Origin of the sequence: Aeromonas sp. BIGb0405 (genome assembly GCF_024807335.1) — a bacterium.
GTDB lineage: Bacteria > Pseudomonadota > Gammaproteobacteria > Enterobacterales > Aeromonadaceae > Aeromonas > Aeromonas rivuli.
In genome coordinates this window covers 485,925-508,859 of record NZ_JANUEP010000001.1, presented here as the reverse complement: position 1 = coordinate 508,859, position 22,935 = coordinate 485,925, and the positions used below count along the sequence as shown (strand labels likewise).

The window sequence follows — 22,935 nt, the reverse complement described above, 5'->3', positions numbered from 1 at the left end:
AGTGTTGCTCCATCAGGTGGCCGTCAGACCGGGTCTTCATCGAGGAAGCGCACGCCTATCTTGCGGGCCTCATCCCCATCCATTTCTGCTACGGTCCAGATCATGCCTTGCCATGGGTATTGGTCACCCACCACCAGATTATCGCCCAATCGGCCGGCAAGGAAGAGGCCAAGGCTCTGATTGGGATCCTCCAGTTCGGCGAGATCCAGCCCGTAGATAGGGGCCAGATCCACCAAGCGGGCCGACGCCTCCAGCAGGAAGTCACCGAAGAAGCGCGGTCCCAGATCCTGCTCCGGGGCCTGGCTGAACAGCTGACCCAGGGCGGTCAAGTCATGTTCATGGCCAATGACGCAGAGAACATCGTCGGCCTGCAGCCGGGTACTGCCCGAGGGGTGGAGCAGGTCCTGGCCGCGAAACAGGGCGCAGACCCGGGTACCGGTTGGCATCTTGAGGTCGCGCAGGGGCGAACCTATGCACCACTTATCCGAGCCGAGTCGGTAGACGAAGGTCTCCCACTGGCTGTCGACATCAATCTCCAGGCCGGAGCGATTGATGGGGGAGGGTGGCACCGGCACCTCTACCCGCGCCAGGCGCGAGGCCAGTGGCAGCGAGCTGCCCTGCAAGATGAGGGAGACCAGTACCACGAAGAAGGCGACATTGAAGTAGAGCTGGGCATTGGGCAAACCCGCCATCATGGGGAACACCGCCAAGATGATGGGCACGGCGCCACGCAGTCCCACCCAGGAGATGAACCAGCGCTCCCGGGGGGCAAAGTTCTTGAACGGCAGCAGGCCAATCCAGACCGAGAGCGGGCGGGCAAACAGTATCATCCACATGGCCAGTGCCAGGCCCGGCAGGGCGATGGGCATCAGGTTGCTCGGGGTGGCGAGCAGGCCCAGCACCAGGAACATGCCTATCTGGCTGAGCCAGGTCAGGCCGTCCAGCACGGACAGCGTGGTGCTGCGGCTGCGGATCACCCGGTTGCCGAGCAGCAGGCCGGTGAGATAGATGGCGAGAATGCCACTGCCCCCCACCGCCGTGGTGATGGCAAAGATCAGCAGGCCGCCGCTGACGGTCAGCAGCGGGTAGAGTCCGGGTGCCAGCTTGGCGCTGTTGATAAGCTTCCACAGCAGCCAGCCTGCCCCCAGGCCAATGCCGGCGCCCAGGCCAAACTGTTGCAGCAGCTTGAACAGGAAGGACCAATCCAGTCCCTGCTGGCCGGTGGCCAGGATCTCGATCAGGGTGATGGTGAGAAACACCGCCATGGGATCGTTGCTGCCCGACTCTATCTCCAGGGTGGCGCCGACCCGCTCGTTGAGACTGCGCCCGCCAAGCAGAGAGAAAACGGCCGCCGCATCGGTGGAGCCGACGATGGCGCCGATCAGCATCCCCTGCAGCAAGCTGAGATCAAACAGCCAGGCGGCCATCAAGCCGGTCAGGCCTGTGGTGATGGCGACCCCGAATGTTGCAAGGGATAGGGCGGGCCAGAGGGCAACCCGGAATGAAGAGACTCGGGTGCGCATGCCGCCGTCGAGTAAAATAATGGCGAGTGCCAGGTTGCCGACCAGGTAGGCGACCGAGTAGTCGGCAAAATGAATGCCCCCCGGGCCATCTTCCCCAGCCAGCATGCCGACCGCGAGGAATATTACCAGGATGGGGATGCCGAGCCGGGATGAGAGTGCGCTCAATAGAACACTGGCACCCACCAACAGGGCACCAATAAGAAAGAAACTGTTGATGCTGACTGCATCCAATGGCGTACTCCTTCTGTCAAAATGCAAATCAGGCACATTATATGCATTTAGCCCCCGCTTGTGTGGGCTATTTGTGCATTATTTTGCAATTTAGAGACATGTTGGCCATCTCTGGCTGGTGATGTCGTCCATTGAGGTCGGAGTCCTATGAGAACAGGCGGCAGGAGAGGGCGGAGTGCGCGAGGCTGTGCAGTGATAGAGGGGGAATCACCATGAAAAAGGACCCGGAGAGGGTCCCTTTTGGTCAGTAATCGTCGTCATCATCCTTGACGTCGCGGATCTTGTCCTTGTACTTGGGGAGCTGCTTCTCAAGTTGCTTCATGTCCTTGATGGCATTGAGAAACAGGCCAAGCAGAAAGAGTAGCGGCAAGCCTATTAACAGCCAGAGACTCATGGGGTACTCCTTTTAATGTCATGGCCGCCGTCATGGGGAACGACGTAACGGGCCAGGATCTCGTCGAGATGGGTCAGGATAGTCTGCTTGCCTTCAATATCCGCCTGTTGCAGGCAAAGCGCCAGTGCCTTGGCATCGAGCCGCTGTCCCCAGGCCTCTGGCGCGAAGCTGAGATGCCAGGGTTCGAAGGCGACCGCGCTGGGGATCTGCTGCGCATCCCCCTTGCCGTAGGGCAGAAAGAAGCCGAAATCCCCCATGTGCTCGACTAGCCAGTCTGACAACCCGGCGAACCAGCCCCCCGCCTGATACTCCCAGGGCTCAAGGGCCAAGCGTACCCCCTCTGGCAGGCAATCCGGATCATAGATATCGAGATCCGTGCCCCAGTGGTGGCGGCTGGTGCCGGGCAGGGCGCTCCAGCGCAAGATGGCATGGAGTCGCTCGACCTCATCGAGTTGCAGGGCATTCAGGGGTTGGCCATCTGCGTCTTGCAGTGGCCGCTCACCGCGCCACTTGCCGTTCCAGATGGCGAGCTGGCGTTCGAAGCCGCGCCAGCTGGAGGCCGGTTGCAGGTTGTGGCCTGCGGCGGCGGCGGCCACTTGCATCTCCTCGAAGGCTGTTGCGGCGGCGGCGGTGAGCCGGTGAGGCCCCGCCCCCAGCAAGACGAGGTGTCCCTCATCCTGGCCAAGCAGCTGATCCTGAGTCATTGCGGCTTCTCCTCCTGCAGGCTGGCTCATGCCAGCAGACACTCCAGCACACCCTGATACATGTCGGCCAGCAGATCGAGATCCTCGGCCTTCACGCACTCGTTCACCTTGTGGATGGTGGCGTTGACCGGGCCCAGCTCGATCACCTCGGCCCCGGTGGGGGCGATGAAGCGGCCATCTGAGGTGCCGCCGGTGGTGAGCAGGGCAGGGCGCTGGCCATTGACGCGCTCTATGGCCACGACGGCCGCTTCCAACAAGGCACCGGTGCCGGTCAGGAAGGGCTGGCCGGAGAGGGTCCACTTCAATTCATAGTCAAGACCATGACTGTCGAGCAGGGCCTCGACCCGCTGGCGTATATCAAGGTCGGTGAGCTCGGTGCTGAAGCGGAAGTTGAACTGGACGTGCAATTCGCCGGGGATGACGTTGGAGGCGCCGGTACCGGCCTGGATGTTGGCAATCTGGAAGCTGGTGGGGGGGAAGAAGTCATTGCCCTGATCCCAGACGGTGCTGGCCAGCTCATCCAGGGCGGGGGCCGCCTTGTGGATGGGGTTGTCCGCCAGATGGGGGTAGGCCACATGTCCTTGCACCCCGCGCACCAGCAGGTCGCCGGTGATGGAGCCGCGGCGACCGTTCTTCACCACATCGCCCACCTCCTTGGTGGAGGAGGGTTCGCCGACGATGCACCAGCGGATCTTCTCGTTGCGCGCCTCAAGGGCTTCGATGACGCGCACCGTACCGTTGATGAAGGGGCCCTCTTCATCGGAGGTGATGAGGAAGGCGATGGAGCCCTGGTGATCCGGGTGGGCGGCGACGAAGCGCTCGGTGGCGACCACCATGGCGGCCAGGGAGCCCTTCATGTCGGCGGCACCGCGACCATAGAGGATGCCATCGATGATGGTTGGCTCGAAGGGGGGGGTGTGCCACTTGTCCAGGGGCCCGGCCGGCACCACGTCGGTGTGGCCAGCGAAGCAGAACAGCGGCCCCTCGCTGCCACGGCGCGCCCAGAGGTTGGTGGTGTCTTCAAACACCATGGGTTCGATGACGAAGCCGAGCCGGGCGAGGCGCTCCGCCATCAGGGTCTGGCACCCTTCATCCAGGGGGGTCACTGAGGGGCGGCGGATCAGATCCTTGGCCAGTGTGATGACAGTCGACATCGGCGTTCCTTACAGGAAAAGGTTAACGAGAGAAGAGGGATTGGTAGTGGTCGGCTTTGAAACCCAGGTGCAGCTCGCCATCTTTGTCCAGCAACGGGCGCTTGATCATGGCGGGCTGGGCCAGCAGCAGAGCACGGGCGCGGGCCAAGTCAAGCCCCTGCCTGTCTGTCTCCGGCAGGGCGCGGAACGTGGTGCCGCGGGTGTTGAGCAGGGCTTCCCAGCCGAGCTGGTCTAGCCAGGCGTCCAGCCGGACAGGCTCCAGGCCATCGGCCCTGTGGTCGTGAAAGCGATAATCGACACCTGCCTCATCCAGCCACTTGCGGGCCTTCTTGATGGTGTCGCAGTTTTTGATGCCATAGAGGGTGATGGCCATGGGGAGTCCTTCTCTGGGGGCGTGGCCCCGAAATCAATGAGAGGCCGATTCTGGCATTGTGGCCCGCCCAAGGCAACGACCTGGGGCACCCTTGTGCTGGAACCGGGTGCAGGTCATCGATGAGAGGCCGATGCTGGCAGGGTAGCCACATTCGGTTCAAGGCAACCAGCCAGGCCGCCGTGCGTGCTGGAACAGGGGTCTGTCATGCAAGGAGAGGCCGATGCTGGCAGGGCTGCGAGGCCTGGGGCTCAAGGTTTCGGCCTAGATGGCGTCGAGTTGGGCAGCCCAGCGCAGCAATACCCCTTCAAACCAGTTGAGCAGTGCGTGGTTGTCGTCCCGCCGGTGGCGGATCAGGCTGATCTCGAAGCGCGGCAGCGGGAAGCTGAGCGCGCATTCGGCCAGATCGAGCAGTGCCATCATGGGTTGCAGTATGCGGGCGGGCGCGGTCAGCAGCAGCGGGCTCTGGGCCAGGATGAAGGGGGCGGACAGAAAACTCTGCACCACCAGCGGGATCTCGCGCTGCAGGCCGTGGGCCGCCAGCAGTTCATCGACAATACCGTGTGGCTCGCCTCGGGGGCAAACCAGCAGATGCTGGGCCCTGGCGAAGTCGGCGATGCTGAGCCTTTGGCCCAGCAGGGGATGGTGGCGGTGGGCGCAGCTCTGCAACCTATCCTCGAACAGGGGCTGGCGCCGAAGGCGACCGGGCAGATCATCCTGTTTGCTGATCACCAGATCGACTGCGCCCTGGTCGAGTTGATGCTCGAACGCCTGGGTCAGGGGGATCATCTGTACCCGCAGGCGAGGGGCGAGCCGTTGCAGCTCGGTGAGCAGGCTGGGCAGGATCACGTATTCGGCATAGGTGTGGGCCCCGATGCGCAGTATCCCCTCGAAACAGCTGGGATCCAGCTCGGGTGACGGGCTCAGGGTCTGCTCTATGCCGGCGAGGATCTCGCGCAGGGGCAGCAAGAGTGCCTCGGCCCGCACTGTGGCTTCCATCCCTTGGGGGGTGCGGATCAGCAAGGGGTCGTCATAGAGCAGCCGCAAGCGGGACAGGGCCCGGCTGACGGCGGGTTGACTCATGGCGAGGCGCTCGGCCGCCTTGGTGGTGCTGCGCTCCTCGAGCAGGGCCTTGAGCACCACCAGCAGGTTGAGGTCTATGCCCCGTAAATTCACTCTATGCATAACGGGATACTAACAAATCATTTCCTTAATAAGTGCAGTCACTCTAATCTGCTTGCCGTCGACGCGCGGCATACCGGTCAGTTGCCTCTGTCATCTGGCCAGGTAGTGCCGAACAGTTGCCCCTTTTTGCGTGGTGCCTAGGGTGGCGATTCGACAAACCTGAACTCTTTTACTCTGCCAGGCAGCGTGTTGCTTGCTTGTATGCCCGCCGTCATGGCGGGTTTTTTTATGGGAGCCAGGCGCATCTCCAAGCCGACAAATAAAACGCGCCTCGGGGCGCGTCTTAAGCAAAATGGGGTGGGTCTGATCGTCAGGGGGCCACTGGCCACTGGTAATCAAATACCCTGGCCCGCTCCCAGGGGGCTTCCGGCAGGCCGGAGGTGAGGCCGGTGTACTTGCCGATGTCGTCCACCACTATGGCAGAGAGCACCGGCAACTGATGCTCGGTGCAATACATGCGAATGCGCTGCAGCAAGGTGCGCAGTTCGTCCTGGCAGGTCTCCAGCCCGGCCATCTTGGCCAGTTTGGAGTAACGGATGGTTGAGCGTTCCTTTGCCGACTCGACGAGAATATCCCACAGCTTGTAGTCGCAGGTTGTCATGCTTGCGGTGGCCTGGTTTGTCATAGCTCTCTCCGGTGCGAAGTGGTCGCAGGGTGTCGATGCCGATAGTGGCAGCTTGAGCGCGCCGGATCTTGATCCAGCGCAAAAAGCGGGTTATTAGCCCCGCCCTGGCAGTTGGAGGCATTCTAAAGCTTTGCCTTTAGAATAAAAGACTGAATTTATCACTTGTTGTGGAGCTAATGATTGCATGGTGCCCCTGGTGTGCTGTTTTTTGATAGGGATCAATGGGCAGAGACGAATGACCCTCTAGATTGCACAGTTCGAGAGACCCGTCGGCACTCTTGCCGTGACTCGCCTGGGCATCCAATGCCACTCGCTGATTGAGTCTCATATTGAACGGCGCTGCCGTTGACCCGAATCTCAGCTCCGGGCGCGCTGCCCAGGAAATCCTGAATGAATGGGGCCTGACCCCGCGTAGGAGAAGCTAATGTCGTTCTCTCTGGATGAATATCTGGCCGAACTGGCCCCGCTCATCAATCTCGATTGTGGCACCCGCACCCCGGCCGGGGTGGCCAAGGTGGCCGAGCTCATGGCCGAGAAGTACCTCTCCCTTGGTTGGCAGGTGCAGCGCCATCAATTCGCCGCCGAGTGCGGCCCCTGTCTCGAGATCACCAATGCGCCGGGGGCCAGTCATTATGACGTGATGTTGGTGGGGCACATGGATACCGTCTTCCCCGAGGGCACCGCCGCCAGGCGGCCACTGCGCATCGAGGGGGAGCAGGGGTTTGGCCCCGGTGTGTCTGACATGAAGAGCGGCCTGCTATCGACCTTCCATGCCCTCAAGGGGTTAACCCCCGATCTGCTGGCCCGGCTCCGGATCCTGGTGTGCTGCAACAGCGACGAGGAGCTGGGCTCGCCCTGGTCGAAGGAGTGGCTGATTGACAAGGCTCGGCAATCGGGCTGCGTGCTGGTGGCCGAGGCCGCGCGCCCGGATGGCTCCCTCATCAGCGCCCGCAAGGGCAACGCCAAGTACCGGTTGCGCTTTCATGGCCGCGCCGCCCATGCAGGCTCGGCGCTGGCGCAAGGGGTGTCAGCCATCACCGAATTCGCCCGTTGGGCATTGGCCATCAACGAGCTGGTCAATTTCGAGACGGGCACGACCCTCAACGTCGGCACAGTGCAGGGCGGTACCGGGGTCAATGTGGTGCCGGACTTTGTCGAGGCCATGGTGGATCTGCGCTTCTGGAGCAACGAGGAGGCTGAGCTCATCGATCATCGTTTCGCCTTTATGGCCAACAACCCCTTCCTGGCCGGGAGTCGAGTCGAGGTGGAGAGGCTTGGCTTCAAGCCAGCCATGGCGCCGAATGAGGATACCAAGGCCTTGATGGCACTGGTGGAGCGGGCGGGGGTGGCCGAGGAGATCACATTCAACTGGCTGGCGGCGGGTGGCGGCTCCGATGCCAACTTCACCGCGGCGGCCGGTGTGCCTTCGCTGGATGGTTTTGGCCCCATGGGAGGCGGTTTTCACTCCGAGGATGAGTTTTTGCAACTGGACAGCATAGGCCCACGCATTCGTCTGCTGCGCCGGGTATTGAGGGAACTGGCCGAGAGCCGGCCAGCATAGCCTGAGGGAAGGAGAGCGTGCTGGGCGCGGGGTGCGACAACGGGAGGCCAAGGCCTCCCGTTGTCATGGTGCATCGGACTTAGAGCAGTATGCTGGTCAGCACGTAGCCGAGGGAGCAGGAGGTTGCCACCCCGATCAGACCCGGAATGATGAAGCTGTGGTTGATGATGAATTTGCCGATGCGGGTGGTGCCGGAGCGGTCGAAACCGATACAGGCCAGATCGCTCGGGTAGGTTGGCAGCACGAAGTAGCCGTAGCTGGCGGGCAGGAAGGCGATCAGCAGCTTGGGTTCGACCCCCAGCGCCAACCCCATGGGGGCGATGGCGGTGAGGGCTGCGGCCTGGCTGTTGACCAGCTTGGAGATGAGGAACAGCACCAGGGCATAGGTCCAGGGCTGGGCCTGTACCACGTGGGCCAGGGTCTCTTTGAGCAGCGGCATGTGGGCCTGGAAGAAGGTCTCGCTCATCCAGGCGACCCCGAACACCGAGAAGATGGCGACCATGCCCGCCTTGAACACGGCGCCATTGGCAATGTCTCCGGGTTTGACCTTGCAGCGCATCAAGATGATGGCGCCGGCGATCAGCATCATCATCTGGATCACCAGGTTCATGGAGAGGGGGCCGGTCTTGTCCTTGATGGTAAAGATTGGGCGCAGCCCTTCGTTGGCACCGAGCAAGACCACGGCGGCGATGGCGGCGAAGAAGATCCAGGTCGACCAGTAGGCCTCTTTCGGGAACTTGGTGTTGAGCAGGGTTTCACCGCTGCCATAGATGAATTCGCGCTGCTGCGGATCCTGGATCCTGGCCTGGAACTCTTCGTCCTGGTCCAGATCCTTGCCACGGTGCAGGCTCCACAGGGCGGCCATCATCACCCCGCTCAATGAGGAGGGGATGGCGATCATCAGGATGTCGAGCAGGCCATAGGCCTGACCTATGCCATGACCGGCCGCCAGGATGGAGACCATGGAGACCACGGCCACCGAGACCGGGGAGGCGCAGATCGCCATCTGGGAGGCAACGGAGGCCACCGCCATCGGGCGCTCGGGACGAATGTTCTTCTGCAGCGCTATGTCATTGATGATGGGAAACATGGTGTAGACCACATGGCCGGTGCCGCACAGGAAGGTGAGGGTCCAGGTGGTGAGCGGTGCCAGCAGGGTGATGTATTGGGGGTGACGGCGCAGCAGGCGCTCGGCGACCTGCATCATCAGATTGAGACCACCGGCGGTCTGCAGGGTGGCGGCGCAGCCTATCACCGCCAGTATGGTCAGCATCACCTGCACCGGCGGTTCGCCCGGCACCAGACCGAACACGAAGGTCAGCAGGAACAGACCGATACCACTGATGAGACCCAGTCCCATGCCTCCGAAACGGGTACCCAGCAGCAAGCAGCCGAGTACCACCAAAAATTCCATCAAGATCATTCCATTACCTCGTGTGATTGAACCCATGTCCGCCCTGGATCAGGGCCCGGATCATCTGTGGTGATTAGCCACTAAATGGTTGGCAAGCACTTTATCACCCCTAAAGAGGTAGTAATTTGAGGCAGCGCAATAACCTGCCCATTTCCGATTCAAGTGCATAAAAACTATGGATATGCCCTTGAACAGAGGCGATTGGGGAATGGCAGGCGGGGGAAGATAGGGGATCTCTGCGAGGAGCAGGATGGCATGCAGGAGAACGACCCCTGTCAGGGGGCGACTGAGGGGAAAGAAGAGGAGTGATAGACCAGAGAGGGGCTGGTCTGCATACCTGGCAATGAGTTTGGCAATGAGCTTTGCAGATCAGCTGGTAGCTTAACCGTCCCGGCTTGGCTCGGCGGTGGCTGTGTCTTCAGATGAGGAGAGCCGGGACAAGAGAGCGGCGCTGCAGGCATCCAGGATCTCATCGGCCAGTGGCGATTCATCCGGACAGGCCCGTGACAGCATGATAGCGCCGATCATCTGTGCCATCAGCGCTATCCCCTTGGCGCGACGGGCCCGGGTGTCCTGTGCATCCGGCGTGTCGCTCAGGCCACAGGTGCGGGCCAGCATCTCTTCGATACCGGCCTCGAAGGCGGTCTTGACCTGGGCCGGTTGGCGCGCCGCATCGGCGCACAGTGCGGCCATGATGCAGCCATCCCCTGGGGCATCGCGGTGCTCTCTGGACAGGTAATGCCTGACAAACTCGGGGGCATCGAGGGGGCTGGTTTTCTCCAGGCTCTGTTCAAAGCCGCAGGTCGCGGCCTCTGCCATCAGATCCGCCTTGGCGGGAAAGTGCTTGTAGAAACCGCCGTGAGTGAAGCCGGCCGCCGCCATCAGATCCGCCACCCCCACGCCATCGTAACCCCGTTCGCGAAACAGCTTGGCTGCGGTGGCGACTATGTGTGCCCGGTTCGCCTGAGCCTGTGCCTTGGTGACCCTCATACCCGGTCGTCCTCTGAATCATGGAAGTGGTGATCACTATACATTGATGTTGGTCATCATCAAAATGCTTGACTGAAAAGATTATGATCGTCATCTTAAATGCGCAGACCCCGGGAAGGGGTTGAGCGTCGCGACACTCGATGGACCCTTGCAGCCCCTGATCATGGCGGCGCTATGCCGGGTTACCGACTACCTTCCTCCCCAGACCCATGTTCCACACGACAGAGGCACGCCATGACAGACAAGAGACTCTTCGAGGCCTATTCCCTCGGCCCCATCACCCTCGCCAATCGCATCGTGATGGCACCGCTCACCCGCAACCGTGCCGGCCCCGGTCTGGTACCGAGCGAGCATGCGGCTACCTATTACAGCCAGCGGGCCACGGCAGGTCTGCTGATCGCCGAGGCGACCCAAGTCTCCGCCCAGGCGCAGGGCTACCAGGATACTCCCGGCCTCTACACGGCGGCGCAGATTGCGGGCTGGCGCAAGGTGACCGAGGCGGTGCATGCCAGGGGAGGCCGGATCTTCGTGCAGCTGTGGCATGTCGGTCGCGTCTCCCACGTCACGCTGCAACCTCATGGTGCGGCGCCGGTGGCGCCCTCGGCCATTCGCGCCCAGACCAAGACCTTCGTCAGCAATGACTTCGTCGAGGTGTCGACGCCCCGGGCACTGGCGCTGGAGGAGCTCCCCGGCATCATCGACGATTTTCGTCAGGCGGCTGCCAACGCCATGGCGGCTGGCTTCGACGGGGTCGAGATCCACGGTGCCAACGGCTATCTGCTGGAGCAGTTTCTCAAGGATGGGGCCAACCTGCGTAGCGACGGCTATGGCGGCTCCATCGAGAACCGCGCGCGGCTGCTGCTCGAGGTCACCGCCGCCGTGGCCGAGGAGATAGGGGCCGATCGCACCGGGGTCCGAGTCTCCCCCGTCTCTCCGGCCAATGGCATCTCCTGCAGCGATCCCCAGCCGCAGTACGACTATCTTGTCGAGCGGCTCAGCGCGCTGGGGGTCGTCTACCTGCACGTGATAGAGGGCGCCACAGGTGGCCCCCGGGATGTCGCCCCTTTCGACTTCGCCTCCCTGCGTCGGCGCTTCAAGCAGAGCTATCTGGCCAATAACGGCTATGACCTGGCGCTGGCCAGCAGTGCTCTGGCCCAGGGCAAGGCGGACCTGTTTGCCTTCGGCCGCCCCTTTATCAGCAATCCGGATCTGGTCGAGCGCCTGCAGCAGGGTGCCCCGCTCGCCGCATTGAAACCCGAGACCCTCTATGGCGGCGGCGCCGAGGGATACATCGACTACCCGGCCCTGGCGGGTGCCGGCGAGTAAGCGTGCATCGACGGGAAGCGTCATAGCACGCCCCCCGTCGACACAGCGCCATGGGGCCAGTGCCTTGCGCTGCATCCATCCCGGTTCAACACGATCACAGAGAGAATGACATCATGACCATTAAACCTAGAGTGCTTATCACAGGTGCCTCCAGCGGCATTGGCGCCACCTATGCGGACCGCTTCGCCCGGCGCGGTCACGATCTGGTGCTGGTCGCCCGCGACGAGGCGCGGCTGACGGACTTGGCCGGCCACCTGCGCCAGGCGTACGGCGTCGCCGTCGACATCCTGCCCGCCGACCTCACCCAATCCCGGGAGCTGGCCGCCGTGGAGGCCCGGCTACGGGATGATGCCAGCATCGGCATCCTGATCAACAACGCAGGGATGGGCCAGTCAGGTCACTTCCTCGCCCAGACCGCCAGCAGCGTCGAGCAACTGGTGACCCTGAACACCACGGCCCTGGCACGCCTGGCGGCCGCCATAGCCCCGCGACTGGTGCAAGCCGGGGAGGGGAGCATAGTCAACATCGGCTCCGTGGTCGGGCTCGCCCCCGAATTTGGCATGACGCTCTATGGCGCGACCAAGGCCTTCGTGCTGTTCCTCTCCCAGGGGATGAGCCTGGAGCTCGCTCCCGCCGGGGTCTATGTGCAGGCGGTGCTGCCCGCCGGCACGCGCACCGAGATCTGGGCGCGCTCCGGCATCGATCCCGACAGCTTGCCGGAGTTGATGGCGGTGGAGGAGCTGGTGGACGCGGCCCTGGTCGGTTTCGATCGCCGGGAAGTGGTCACCATACCGCCGCTGCATGAGGCCAGTCGCTGGGATGAGCTCGATGGCGCGCGCAAGGCGCTGCTCTCCGACCTTCGGCAGGCCCACGCCGCCGAACGTTATCAGGTTGCGCCTCAGGGCCGCTGATCCCGGCAACAAGACCGGCGGTCTGCTGGGGACGGCGCCACGCCCAACCCGCAATTCTCTCTCCAGACCGCCTCTTTTATCCTCGTGATGAGGCGTGCCTGACCTGTGTCACCGCACTGCATTGGACAGGGCGGTTTGCCCGGTTTCGGTCACCTCATGCTTTCTGGTAACAAGATGATGAAAGCCTTTGTGTTCAAACACTATGGTCGCTCGGCACGGCCCGAGTTCACCGACCTGCCGCAGCCGACCATGGGGCCGGACGAGATCCTGGTCAAGGTGCATGCCGTTGGCCTCAATCCCATCGACACCATGATCCCGAAAGGCACTTTCAAACCCCTGCTCAAGTTTGCGCTGCCCGCTGTGCTCGGCAGCGATCTGGCCGGTGTGGTGGTGGAGGTCGGCAGCCGGGTGACGCGGTTTAGGCCGGGGGATGCCATCTATGCCAGCCTCTTCGATCTGGGGCGCGGCGCCCTGGCGCAATGGGTGGTGGTGCCTGAACACGCGGCGGCCCTCAAACCGGCCAGCCTCGACTTCGTTCAGGCGGCGTCCATTCCCATGGTGGCGCTGACGGCCTGGCAGGCCTTCACCGAGCAGGCCTCACTCGCGCCGGGCCAGCAGGTGTTCATTCCCGCGGGTTCCGGCGGTATAGGCTCCTTTGCCATTCAGCTGGCCAGGCACCTGGGGGCCTTGGTCGCGACCTCCACCAGCACGGCAAACGCCGAGTGGGTAGGGCAGTTGGGGGCCGAGGTGGTGGTTGACTACAGACGGCAGGAGTTCGATGCGCTATTGCAGGGATACGATCTGGTGCTGGGTACCTTGCGGGGCGACGCGCTCGAGCGGGCGCTGTCGATCCTGGCGCCGGGGGGGCGGCTCCTGTCGCTGGTCGGCCCGCCGGACGCGGCCTTTGCGCGGGCGAGAAACATGAATGTCATCATGAGGGCCCTGTTTGGCCTGATGAGCTGGAGGATCCACCGTCTTGCCCGGCGACGGGGCGTCACCTACGGCATGATGTTCGTGCGCCCGGATGGCGCCCAGCTGACCCGGATTGCCGAACTGTTAGATGCGGGCAAGCTCAGGCCCGTCATCGACAAGGTCTTTCCATTTGAACAGGCCGGCGAGGCGCTCGCCTATCTGGCGACCGGTCGGGCAAAGGGCAAGGTGGTCGTCAGCCTGGCGTAGGTGCAGGGCGACGGCAGGAATAAAAAAGCCGACCCTGGGGTCGGCTCTTGCACGGCGCGAGTCTGGCTCGGCGCGTCTTAGAACTCGGCGGTACGTGGGGTACGCGGGAAGGGGATGACGTCGCGCACGTTGCCCATGCCGGTCACGTAGACCACCAGACGCTCGAAGCCGAGGCCGAAACCGGAGTGCGGCACTGTGCCGTAGCGGCGCAGGTCACGATACCACCAGTAATCTTCCTTGTTCAGGCCCATCTCGGCCAGGCGGGCATCCAGCACGTCCAGACGCTCTTCACGCTGGGCACCGCCGATGATCTCGCCGATCCCCGGGGCCAGCACGTCCATGGCGGCTACGGTTTTGCCGTCGTCGTTGAGGCGCATGTAGAAGGCCTTGATGTCTTTCGGGTAGTTCTTCACCACCACCGGCGACTTGAAGTGCTCCTCGGCCAGGTAGCGCTCGTGCTCGGAGGAGAGATCGATGCCCCAGGAGACAGGGAACTCGAACTTCTTGCCGCAGTTCTTCAGCACTTCGATGGCGTCGGTGTAGTCAATCTGGGCGAAGTCGGAGGCGACGAAACGCTCCAGACGGTCGATGGCATCCTTGTCGACGTGCTGGGCGAAGAACTCCAGATCGTCGCGGCGCTCACTCAGCACGGCGTTGAAGACGTATTTGAGCATGGCTTCGGCCAGGGCTGCGTTGTCTTCCAGATCCGCGAAGGCGATTTCCGGCTCCACCATCCAGAACTCGGCCAGATGGCGGCTGGTGTTGGAGTTTTCGGCGCGGAAGGTCGGGCCGAAGGTGTAGACCTTGGAGAGGGCGCAGGCATAGGTTTCGACGTTGAGCTGACCGGAGACGGTCAGGAAGGTCTCCTTGCCGAAGAAGTCCTTGTCGTAGTCGACCTTGCCTTCGGGCGTGCGCGGCAGGTTCTCCAGATCCAGGGTAGAGACCCGGAACATTTCGCCCGCGCCTTCGGTGTCGGAGGCGGTGATGAGCGGGGCGGCAATCCACAGATAGCCCTCTTCGTGGAAGAAGCGGTGAATGGCCTGGGCCAGGCAGTTGCGCACCCGGGTCACGGCGCCGACCACGTTGGTGCGCGGGCGCAGGTGAGCCTGCTCGCGCAGGTACTCGATGCTGTGGCGCTTGGCGGACATGGGGTAGGTGTCCGGATCTTCGACCCAACCCACCACTTTGACGTCGGTGGCTTGCAGTTCGAAGGCCTGGCCGCTGCCCTGGGAGGCGGCAACGATGCCGGTCACTTCCACTGAGCAGGCGGTGGTCAGACGCAGCACTTCATTCTCATAATTGGCCAGGGTATTGGGGACGACGGCCTGAACCGGGTGAAAACCGGAACCATCGGAAATGGCCAAAAATGAGATCCCCGCCTTGGAATCGCGGCGGGTCCGGATCCACCCTTTCACTGTCTGGGTGGTGCCAACCGCATATTTACCGGTCAGCACATCTACTACGGATGCGTGCGTCATCGAAATATTGTCTCCAGCTTGTTCTTGCAGCGCTATGGGTCCGCTCGGGCACTGCTTGGCCCATGGTGGCAGACTGAGCCGTCAATCTTACCCGCGCAGGTTTGATAAACAAGCAAAAATGTCGGACTCTGAAGGGATTGAGGGCCAATCGGGCATAAGGAGCAGAATGTGGCGGAACGACGGCGGGGGCAGGACAGGCTGATCGTGTTGCTGCACTGGCTGGCCATCGTCTGCTGGGCCTGTGTCATGGTGCTGCTTACCCTGTATCACTATGCCCGTCCCGATATTGCCTATGGCTTCTTGCGCTATGGCGGCATTGCCGTCAGGGAACATTGGGATCCGGCCTTGACCCCTTGGCTGGAATACAGCCTCTGGGGCTGCGTTGCCTTCACCCTGCTGGTGCTGACGCTGCAATACCGGCGCAGCCGCCGGGAGCAAGATGGGTATCAGCTCTCCCTGATGGTCCTGCTGCTCATCCTCATCATCAGCTTGCTGCTGTTCTACTTCGGCTGACTCGGGCCAGAATGCCTGGTTCCAGGCTTATTGCCATCGGCGTTACCCTTATCTCTGCTCAGAGGCAGGGCGTCATGAGTGCTGGTCTGGCTTGCTGCGCAGTGGCGCTTGCCAAGCTGGCGCTCGACCCCGTCCAGCATCTGGTTATAGGCCAGAATGACGCGGCCAATCTCGTCTCCCTCATCCCCATCCAGTCGATGACCGAAATCATGGCGATCGGTCGCCTCCTCGATGGCGCGGGTGAGCTGGTTGAGCGGGCGTACTATCCAGGTGCGGATCACCCAGAGGGTCAGCAAGAGCCCCAGGCCGAAGATCAGAGTCAGGCTGAGGGCCGAGGTGAGAATGTTCTGCTCGACCCGGGTAAAGAGGGTGTCGAGGGAGTAGTCGAAGCGCACCGCGCCAAGCACGGTGTTTTCCGCCACCTGATGGCAACTGGTGCAGTCGGTGCCACGAAAATCGCGCTGGGCGAGCAGGGGACGGGTCACCACTAACCGGCTGTGCTGGCCATTGTGCACCACTTCCATGCTGCCCTTGCCCGCCAACGCCAGGGTATCGAACTCATCTCTGGCGCCCTCGTTGTCGAGCCCTGCGCCAAATTGTTTGCTGACCGCGTCGCCGCGCAATATGCGGGCATCTTCGACGTGGGCGTGGTTCAGGAACTTGTGACGCAGGGTTTCCCGTGCCGCCATCTTGTTGGTCAACATCAGCATGTTGAGGCCGTCGAAGTAGGCCTCTATCTGTTCGCGGCTCTGCTCCTTGATCATGGTCAGGATGAGGTCGCGCTCGCGCACCGCCTGATAGGCTGCGGAGAAGACCAGCACCATGGAGAAGATAAACAGCAGGAAGAAATTGAATTTGGCGGCAATGGAGAGGCGCATGAGAGCAGTACATCTGTTGCTAAAACCCGCCGCGCAGTCTACTCGCCCAGGCCGTGCGGGTCTGATGGTTCGCTCACATTCTGGCGAAAAAGCCCCTGCATTGCCATGCGAGGGCTATTTGTCGAGACTCAGTATTCGCCGCAGGAGATGGCCTCATGGATGGCATGGGTCAGCACCCTCAGCTCCTCGGGGGTGATGACGAAGGGGGGCATCAGGTAGATGAGCTTGCCAAAGGGGCGGATCCAGGCACCCAGCTCGACGAACTTGCGCTGGATGCGCGCCACGTCCACCCGCTCTTTCATCTCCACCACGCCGATGGCGCCGAGTACCCGCACGTCCGCCACCGCCGGGTTGAGGGTCAGTGCCACCAGCTCGGTGCGCAGTTGATGCTCGATGGCGGTTACCCGTTCCTGCCACGGCGAGGCCAACAGCAAGTCGATGGAGGCGTTGGCCACTGCGCAGGCGAGCGGATTGGCCATGAAGGTGGGGCCGTGCATAAAGACCCCGGCCTTGCCGTCGCAGATGGTGCGGGCGACCTGCTCGGTGGTGAGGGTGGCCGAGAGCGTCAGGTAGCCACCGGTGAGCGCCTTGCCCAGACACAGGATGTCGGGGCTGATCCCCGCCCAGTCGCAGGCAAACAGCTGGCCGGTACGGCCAAAGCCGGTGGCAATCTCGTCGGCGATGAGCAGTATGCCGAACTCGTCACACAGGGCGCGTACCCATTGCAGATAGCGAGGGTGGTAGAAGCGCATGCCGCCCGCTCCCTGCACGATGGGCTCGAGGATGATGGCGGCTATCTCCTCGTGGCGATCGGCGACCAGCTCCGCCAGCGCCACCACGCAGCTCTCATCCCACTGGGCGTGGAAACGGCAATCGGGGGCAGGGGCGAACAGCTGCTCGGGCAGGAAGCCTTGATAGAGCTCGTGCATGCCGCCATCCGGGTCACAGACGCTCATGGCGCCGAAGGTGTCGCCGTGGTAACCACCGCGCAGGGAGACGAACCGGGATCGCGGGCTGCCCTTGCTGTGCCAGTACTGCTGGGCCATCTTGAGCGCGACCTCCACCGCCACTGAGCCCGAGTCGGCCAGAAAGACCCTGTCCAGCCCGGCCGGGGTTATCTCGACCAGTTTGCGGCACAGATTGATGGCGGGTTCATGGGTGAGGCCACCGAACATGACATGGGACATCTTGCCGAGCTGGGCGCTGGCTGCGGCATCGAGCGCTGGCACCTGGTAGCCGTGAATGCTGGCCCACCAGGAGCTCATGCCATCGATTAGCGCGCGGCCATCGCCGAGGGTCAGGGTTACCCCTTTGGCACTGGCTACTTCATAGCAGGGCAGGGGCTGAGTGAGGGAGGTATAGGGGTGCCAGATATGGTGCAGGTCGAACTCTTGATTGGTCAATTTATATCCAGTTGTAATCTTGTTTGATCTGGTCGGTGTTGACAGTCTACGCGCGCTCTTTACACTAGCCAACAATTTCAGCCACTTGCCACGCAGGGTGCCAGTGCCGCGGGCGCTAGTCTGTCAGGCGGGCAGAGGCATATCTATAAAAAACGGAAGCCATCCATGAGCGCTCTTGTCGATTCCCCCTCTCTTCACGTCACCCAGGCCAACCCGGCTCGCCAGGGCGCCGTTCGCCATGACTGGGCCCTGACCGAGGTTGAGGCCCTGTTTGCCCTGCCGTTCAACGATCTCTTGTTCCAGGCCCAGACGGTGCACCGTGCCCATTTTGATCCCAACGAGGTGCAGGTCAGCACCTTGCTCTCCATCAAGACCGGCGCCTGCCCGGAGGATTGCAAATATTGCCCCCAGAGCGCTCGCTATCACACCGGGCTCGAGACCGAGCGGCTGATGGAGGTGGAAAAAGTGCTGGAGCGGGCCCGGGAAGCCAGGGCCAATGGCTCGTCGCGTTTCTGCATGGGGGCCGCCTGGCGCAATCCCAAGGAGCGGGATATGCCCTACGTCTTGCGCATGGTCAAAGAGGTGCGAGAACTGGGCATGGAGACCTGCATGACCCTCGGCATGTTGACTGCCGATCAGGCCGCGCGCCTGGGGGCGGCCGGTCTTGACTACTACAACCACAACCTCGACACCTCCCCCGAGTTCTACGGTGACATCATCACCACCCGCACCTACCAGGACCGACTCGATACCCTGGCCAATGTCCGTGGCGCCGGTATGAAGGTGTGCTCCGGTGGCATCGTCGGCATGGGCGAGCAGGGCAAGGACAGGGCCGGCCTCTTGATGGCACTCGCCAATCTGCCCCGCCACCCCGAGAGCGTGCCCATCAACATGCTGGTCAAGGTGAAGGGCACCCCCATGGAAAATCAGCAGGATCTGGACCCCTTCGAGTTTGTACGCACCATAGCGGTGGCCCGCATCATGATGCCCGCCTCCCATGTACGCCTCTCCGCCGGGCGGGAGAAGATGAACGAACAAATGCAGGCCATGTGCTTCATGGCTGGCGCGAACTCGATTTTTTATGGTTGCAAGCTGCTCACCACGCCGAATCCGGATGAAAACAGTGACATGCAGCTGTTCAAGCGGCTCGGCATACGCCCGGCCCAGCGAGCTCAGAAACCGGACGGGGTACAGGAAGAGGAGCTGTTGGCCCGGGTGGCCAGCCAGCCTGTTGGCGGCGATCTCTTCTATGACGCCAGTCATCCCAAGGGAAACCGTGCATGAGGGGCAACGCGCATGAGCTCGGCCGCAACCTTGTGGGCCGATATGAGTCCGATGCAAAGAAGCCGGTTCCCCATGGCAGTTGCGCGCCAACGCCAGCAAGGAGCGGACAATGAATTCCCCCTTCGCCCTGGGGGAAGCCCTGGCCGCACGGGCGAGAGAGGGCTTGCTGCGTACCCGCCAGAGCGGTAACGGTGGCGCTGGTACCCGGCTGCAGGTGGCGGGGCGCGACTATCTCAACTTCTCCTCCAACGACTATCTCGGGCTGGCCGGTCATCCGGCCGTGGCCCTCGCCTTCAAGGAGGGACTGGATCGCTATGGGGCGGGATCCGGGGCATCGCCGCTGGTGACCGGCTACAGCCACGCCCATCAGGCGCTGGAAGAGCAGCTTGCCGACTGGTTGGGGCTGGAGGCGGTGTTGCTGTTCAACTGCGGCTTTTCTGCCAATCAGGCGGTGCTCAAGGCGCTGCTCGGCAAGGAGCACTTGCTCTGGCAGGACAGGCTTAATCACGCCTCCTTGCAAGAAGCGGGCAGCCTGCTGCCCTGTACCATGAAGCGCTTTGGTCACAATGACATGACTCAGCTCGCCGCTCAGCTCGAGCCGGGTCGGGGCCTCATCGTCTCGGAAGGGGTATTCAGCATGGATGGGGATCAGGGCCCCTGGTCCGAGCTCGCCCGCCTGGCCGAACAGAGCCGCAACTGGCTGATGATAGATGATGCCCATGGCCTGGGGGTCTTGGGCGCCGAGGGACGCGGTACCCTCAACGAGCAGGGGGTCGCGGCCCGACGAGTGCAGATACAGATGGGCACCTTTGGCAAGGCCCTCGGGGTGGCTGGCGCCTTTGTCGGCGGCAGTCGCGAGCTGGTGGACTATCTGGTCAACTTCGCGCGCCCCTATGTCTACAGCACCCATATGCCGGCGGCCCAGGCCCATGCTGTGCTGCGTGCCGTCGAGCTGGTGCGTGCGGGCAGCGAATCGCGGGAGCGGCTGCGCCAACTCATCGGCCGTTTTCGCGAGGGGGGGCGCCAACTGGGCTGGACCCTTGGCATGAGTGCGACCCCGATCCAGCCGCTGCTGGTGGGCACGAGCGAGGCTGCGACCCGGCTCTCGGCCCGCTTGCGCGAAGGGGGGCTCTGGGTGAGTGCCATCCGCCCGCCCACGGTGCCCGTGGGCGCGGCGCGGCTGCGCATCACCCTCTGCGCCGCCCACAGCGAGCAGCAGATAGATCGGCTGCTCGATACCCTGGGGGAGGCCAAGGCCCATGTTTGAGATGCATCAGGGCAACCTGGACCAGGCGTGCGAACCCTTCCAGCGGGTCGACAAGGGGGCGCTGGCCCGGCGTTTTGGTGCCGCCGCCGCCTCTTACGATGCCCATGCGCGCTTCCAGCAGGAGGTGGGGCAGGCACTGCTGGCCAGGTTGCCTGAGGGGCACTGGACAGCAGGGCTGGATCTGGGCTGTGGCACAGGCTTCTTCCTGCCTGCCTTGCAACAGCGTTGCAGCCAGCTATGCGGTTTGGATCTCTCCCCCGGCATGCTGGCCCAGGCCAGGCTGCGGGCCAGCGATGCCCGTCTGCTGTGCGGCGATGCCGAGGCGCTGCCTCTGGCCGATGCCAGCCTTGACCTCGTTTTTTCCAGCCTGGCGCTGCAGTGGTGCGAGCGACCGCAGCAGGCATTCAGTGAACTGAAACGGGTGCTCAGGCCTGGTGGCCAGATCCTCTTCTCGACCTTGCTGAGCGGCTCGCTCTGGCAGCTGGCCCAGGCCTGGCAGGCGGTGGATGACCGCTCCCACGTCAATCGCTTCCTCGGCGAAAACCAGCTCAGAGCCGCCCTTGAAAATGCGGGCTTTCAGTCCCCAGATATAGAGGTGCGCCCCTGGCATTTGGGTTACGGCCAGGTGCTGGCACTGCTGCGCGATCTCAAGGGCATAGGAGCGAGTCAGGTCAACGAGGGGAGCGAGGGCGGATTGGGCGGTCGTGCCCGGCTCGCCCGGCTCATCGAGGCCTATGAAGCTTTTCGCCGCCCCGACAAGTTGCTCGAGGCCAGCTACAGCGTGGCACTGGTGCGGCTCGGTTGACGGGACCTAGCTTCTTATTTTCACCCCATGTCAGGAGTGGTGATGACGACCTTTTTTATCACGGGTACTGATACCGATGTGGGCAAGACCCTGGTCAGTTGCGCCTTGTTGCAAGCTGCCAGTGCTCAGGGCAGATCCTGTGTCGGCTACAAACCCATCTCGGCCGGTTGTGAACCGACGCCACAAGGGCTGCGCAACAGGGATGCCTTGCAGTTGCAGCAGGCCGCCAGCCTGAGCCTGCCCTATGAGTGGGTCAATCCCTTCGCCTATGCGCCCCCCATAGCCCCGCACATAGCGGCGGCTCAGGTGGGGCAACCCATAGTGGAAGCCGAGCTCACGGCCGGATTGCGCCGGCTCGAAAATAGCGGTGCCGAGCTGGTACTGGTGGAGGGGGCGGGGGGTTGGCATCTGCCGTTGAATGCGCAGCGGCTGCTCTCTGACTGGGTGAGCGATCTGCGTCTGCCCGTGGTGCTGGTGGTGGGCGCCAAGCTGGGCTGCCTCAACCATGCCCTGCTGACCCTGGCCGCCATCGAACAGGCGGGTCTGCCTCTGGCTGGCTGGGTGATGAATCGGCTGCCCTGTGGCATGAGCTGCTACGAAGAAAATCTGGCGACCCTGCGCCAACGTTTGCCCGCGCCTCTGCTTGGCGAAATTCCGATATTGAGCGAGCCAGATAGCGCTAACGTGCAGGAATATCTCGATATTTCCCTGTTGCGCTGAGGGCAGCATTCAGGGAGCATTCATAGAAAACCACTAATATGTGTGACAGGGAGCACAGTACGGTCTACCGCACTGTGCCCAACTCATTCTCACAAGGAGTCTATATGAAGCGAATTATGCTATTCCTGGTGACCAACCTGGCCGTCATGCTGGTGCTGGGGGTGGTACTCAATATCCTGTTCTCGGTGCTTGGCATCAGCAAATCCAGTATCTCTGGCTTGCTGATCTTCTGTGCCGTGTTCGGTTTTGGGGGTTCCTTTATCTCTTTGCTGATGTCCAAGTGGATGGCCAAGCGCAGCTATGGCGTCCAGGTCATCGAACAGCCCCGTAACGAGACAGAGCACTGGCTGGTCAGTACCGTGGCTCGCCAGGCCCGCGAGGCGGGGATCAAGATGCCGGAAGTGGGCATCTATGAGTCCGCCGACATGAACGCCTTCGCCACCGGTGCTCGCCGGGATGACTCGCTGGTAGCTGTTTCGTCCGGTCTGCTCTACAGCATGAGCCGCGACGAGGCGGAAGCCGTGCTGGCCCACGAGGTGAGCCACGTGGCCAACGGCGACATGGTGACCCTGACCCTGATCCAGGGGGTGGTGAACACCTTCGTGATGTTCTTCGCCCGCATCGTGGCCGGTGTCATCAGCAACTTCTTCAGCTCCAATAACAGCGAGGAGAGCAGCAGCTCCGGTGGCTTCGCCTACATGATCACCGTGTTCGTGCTGGAGATGATTTTCGGTGTGCTGGCCTCCATGATCGTCATGTGGTTCAGCCGTCAGCGTGAGTTCCGCGCCGATGCCGGTGCCGCCAAACTGGCGGGTCGTGACAAGATGATAGCGGCGCTGCAGCGCCTCTCCCGTGGCGCCGAGCCGCAGATGGAGGGCGCCATGATGGCCTTTGGCATCAACGGCAAGCGCTCGGTGAGTGAGTTCTTCATGAGCCACCCGCCCATCGAACAGCGTATCGCCGCCCTGCGTCAGGGGTGATCCCATACCATGTGAAACGGCTGCCTCGGCAGCCGTTTTT

The 22,935-nt window shown here is 62.7% G+C and carries 22 protein-coding genes; 10 read left to right on the top strand and 12 right to left on the bottom strand.

The window, feature by feature from the left end:
• Nucleotides 1-23: 23 nt before the first annotated feature.
• The 7 genes from M2366_RS02435 to M2366_RS02405 form a co-directional block, all read right to left on the bottom strand.
• Nucleotides 24-1,754 (bottom strand): potassium/proton antiporter, encoded by a 1,731-nt coding sequence (locus tag M2366_RS02435; protein ID WP_042043925.1) that lies wholly within the window; start codon nucleotides 1,752-1,754, stop codon nucleotides 24-26.
• A gap of 244 nt (nucleotides 1,755-1,998) precedes the next feature.
• Entirely contained in the window at nucleotides 1,999-2,148 is a 150-nt protein-coding gene (locus tag M2366_RS02430) for a hypothetical protein (RefSeq protein WP_157014099.1), read from the bottom strand.
• Nucleotides 2,145-2,852: a M15 family metallopeptidase gene (locus tag M2366_RS02425; protein WP_224432542.1), complete on the bottom strand. Its 708-nt coding sequence runs from the start codon at nucleotides 2,850-2,852 to the stop codon at nucleotides 2,145-2,147. Before M2366_RS02425 ends, M2366_RS02430 begins: the two co-directional genes overlap by 4 nt.
• 26 nt (nucleotides 2,853-2,878) lie before the next feature.
• The gene (dapE, locus tag M2366_RS02420; RefSeq protein WP_259236319.1) at nucleotides 2,879-4,006 is read right to left on the bottom strand and encodes a succinyl-diaminopimelate desuccinylase; all 1,128 of its coding nucleotides are present in this window, start codon (nucleotides 4,004-4,006) and stop codon (nucleotides 2,879-2,881) included.
• Nucleotides 4,007-4,028: 22 nt separating this feature from the next.
• Nucleotides 4,029-4,379, bottom strand: coding sequence for an ArsC family reductase (locus tag M2366_RS02415; RefSeq protein ID WP_259236318.1), 351 nt, complete (start codon nucleotides 4,377-4,379; stop codon nucleotides 4,029-4,031).
• 261 nt (nucleotides 4,380-4,640) lie between these two features.
• Nucleotides 4,641-5,552, bottom strand: a complete 912-nt coding sequence (locus tag M2366_RS02410; protein ID WP_259269100.1) for a LysR family transcriptional regulator — start codon at nucleotides 5,550-5,552, stop codon at nucleotides 4,641-4,643.
• A gap of 319 nt (nucleotides 5,553-5,871) precedes the next feature.
• Nucleotides 5,872-6,186, bottom strand: coding sequence for a hypothetical protein (locus M2366_RS02405; RefSeq protein WP_042042947.1), 315 nt, complete (start codon nucleotides 6,184-6,186; stop codon nucleotides 5,872-5,874).
• 424 nt (nucleotides 6,187-6,610) lie between these two features.
• Between M2366_RS02405 and M2366_RS02400 the strand changes: the two genes are divergently transcribed.
• Nucleotides 6,611-7,747, top strand: a complete 1,137-nt coding sequence (locus tag M2366_RS02400; protein WP_224432545.1) for a M20 family metallopeptidase — start codon at nucleotides 6,611-6,613, stop codon at nucleotides 7,745-7,747.
• 79 nt (nucleotides 7,748-7,826) lie between these two features.
• Here the strand turns inward: M2366_RS02400 and M2366_RS02395 are convergent, their stop codons facing one another.
• Nucleotides 7,827-9,170 (bottom strand): anaerobic C4-dicarboxylate transporter, encoded by a 1,344-nt coding sequence (locus tag M2366_RS02395; RefSeq protein ID WP_224432546.1) that lies wholly within the window; start codon nucleotides 9,168-9,170, stop codon nucleotides 7,827-7,829.
• 372 nt (nucleotides 9,171-9,542) lie between these two features.
• The gene (locus M2366_RS02390) at nucleotides 9,543-10,151 is read right to left on the bottom strand and encodes a TetR/AcrR family transcriptional regulator (protein WP_259268854.1); all 609 of its coding nucleotides are present in this window, start codon (nucleotides 10,149-10,151) and stop codon (nucleotides 9,543-9,545) included.
• Nucleotides 10,152-10,385: 234 nt separating this feature from the next.
• On the opposite strand from M2366_RS02390, the gene M2366_RS02385 reads away from it, so the two are divergent.
• From M2366_RS02385 to M2366_RS02375, 3 genes are all read left to right on the top strand, one after another.
• On the top strand, nucleotides 10,386-11,477 hold the full coding sequence (locus M2366_RS02385; protein WP_259268853.1) for an alkene reductase: 1,092 nt from the start codon (nucleotides 10,386-10,388) through the stop codon (nucleotides 11,475-11,477).
• 113 nt (nucleotides 11,478-11,590) lie between these two features.
• Nucleotides 11,591-12,388: an SDR family oxidoreductase gene (locus M2366_RS02380; protein WP_259268852.1), complete on the top strand. Its 798-nt coding sequence runs from the start codon at nucleotides 11,591-11,593 to the stop codon at nucleotides 12,386-12,388.
• Between the two features lie 174 nt (nucleotides 12,389-12,562).
• Complete coding sequence (locus M2366_RS02375) at nucleotides 12,563-13,567, top strand: NADP-dependent oxidoreductase (protein ID WP_259268851.1); 1,005 nt, start codon at nucleotides 12,563-12,565, stop codon at nucleotides 13,565-13,567.
• A 77-nt stretch (nucleotides 13,568-13,644) separates the two neighbouring features.
• Here M2366_RS02375 and asnS read toward each other — a convergent pair whose 3' ends face one another.
• A complete protein-coding gene (gene asnS, locus M2366_RS02370; RefSeq protein ID WP_224432551.1) occupies nucleotides 13,645-15,045 on the bottom strand; it encodes an asparagine--tRNA ligase in 1,401 nt (466 codons plus the stop codon).
• Nucleotides 15,046-15,213: 168 nt separating this feature from the next.
• Here asnS and M2366_RS02365 point away from each other — a divergent pair, with 168 nt between their 5' ends.
• A complete protein-coding gene (locus M2366_RS02365; RefSeq protein ID WP_259268850.1) occupies nucleotides 15,214-15,558 on the top strand; it encodes a hypothetical protein in 345 nt (114 codons plus the stop codon).
• Here the strand turns inward: M2366_RS02365 and M2366_RS02360 are convergent.
• Nucleotides 15,546-16,436 (bottom strand): HAMP domain-containing protein, encoded by an 891-nt coding sequence (locus M2366_RS02360; RefSeq protein WP_259268849.1) that lies wholly within the window; start codon nucleotides 16,434-16,436, stop codon nucleotides 15,546-15,548. The genes M2366_RS02365 and M2366_RS02360 overlap by 13 nt on opposite strands.
• 128 nt (nucleotides 16,437-16,564) lie before the next feature.
• Nucleotides 16,565-17,839, bottom strand: a complete 1,275-nt coding sequence (gene bioA, locus M2366_RS02355; protein WP_259268848.1) for an adenosylmethionine--8-amino-7-oxononanoate transaminase — start codon at nucleotides 17,837-17,839, stop codon at nucleotides 16,565-16,567.
• Nucleotides 17,840-18,004: 165 nt separating this feature from the next.
• Between bioA and bioB the strand changes: the two genes are divergently transcribed.
• From bioB to htpX, 5 genes are all read left to right on the top strand, one after another.
• Complete coding sequence (bioB, locus tag M2366_RS02350) at nucleotides 18,005-19,123, top strand: biotin synthase BioB (RefSeq protein ID WP_232302008.1); 1,119 nt, start codon at nucleotides 18,005-18,007, stop codon at nucleotides 19,121-19,123.
• Nucleotides 19,124-19,232: 109 nt separating this feature from the next.
• On the top strand, nucleotides 19,233-20,390 hold the full coding sequence (gene bioF / locus M2366_RS02345) for an 8-amino-7-oxononanoate synthase (protein WP_259268847.1): 1,158 nt from the start codon (nucleotides 19,233-19,235) through the stop codon (nucleotides 20,388-20,390).
• Nucleotides 20,383-21,195 carry a malonyl-ACP O-methyltransferase BioC gene (gene bioC / locus M2366_RS02340; RefSeq protein WP_259268846.1) on the top strand — a complete coding sequence of 271 codons (813 nt, stop codon included), beginning with the start codon at nucleotides 20,383-20,385 and terminating at the stop codon, nucleotides 21,193-21,195. The genes bioF and bioC overlap by 8 nt, the downstream gene beginning before the upstream one ends.
• A 42-nt stretch (nucleotides 21,196-21,237) precedes the next feature.
• The gene (bioD, locus tag M2366_RS02335; protein WP_396021383.1) at nucleotides 21,238-21,915 is read left to right on the top strand and encodes a dethiobiotin synthase; all 678 of its coding nucleotides are present in this window, start codon (nucleotides 21,238-21,240) and stop codon (nucleotides 21,913-21,915) included.
• Nucleotides 21,916-22,019: 104 nt separating this feature from the next.
• Nucleotides 22,020-22,895 carry a protease HtpX gene (gene htpX / locus M2366_RS02330; RefSeq protein WP_224432557.1) on the top strand — a complete coding sequence of 292 codons (876 nt, stop codon included), beginning with the start codon at nucleotides 22,020-22,022 and terminating at the stop codon, nucleotides 22,893-22,895.
• The last annotated feature ends 40 nt before the right edge of the window (nucleotides 22,896-22,935 follow it).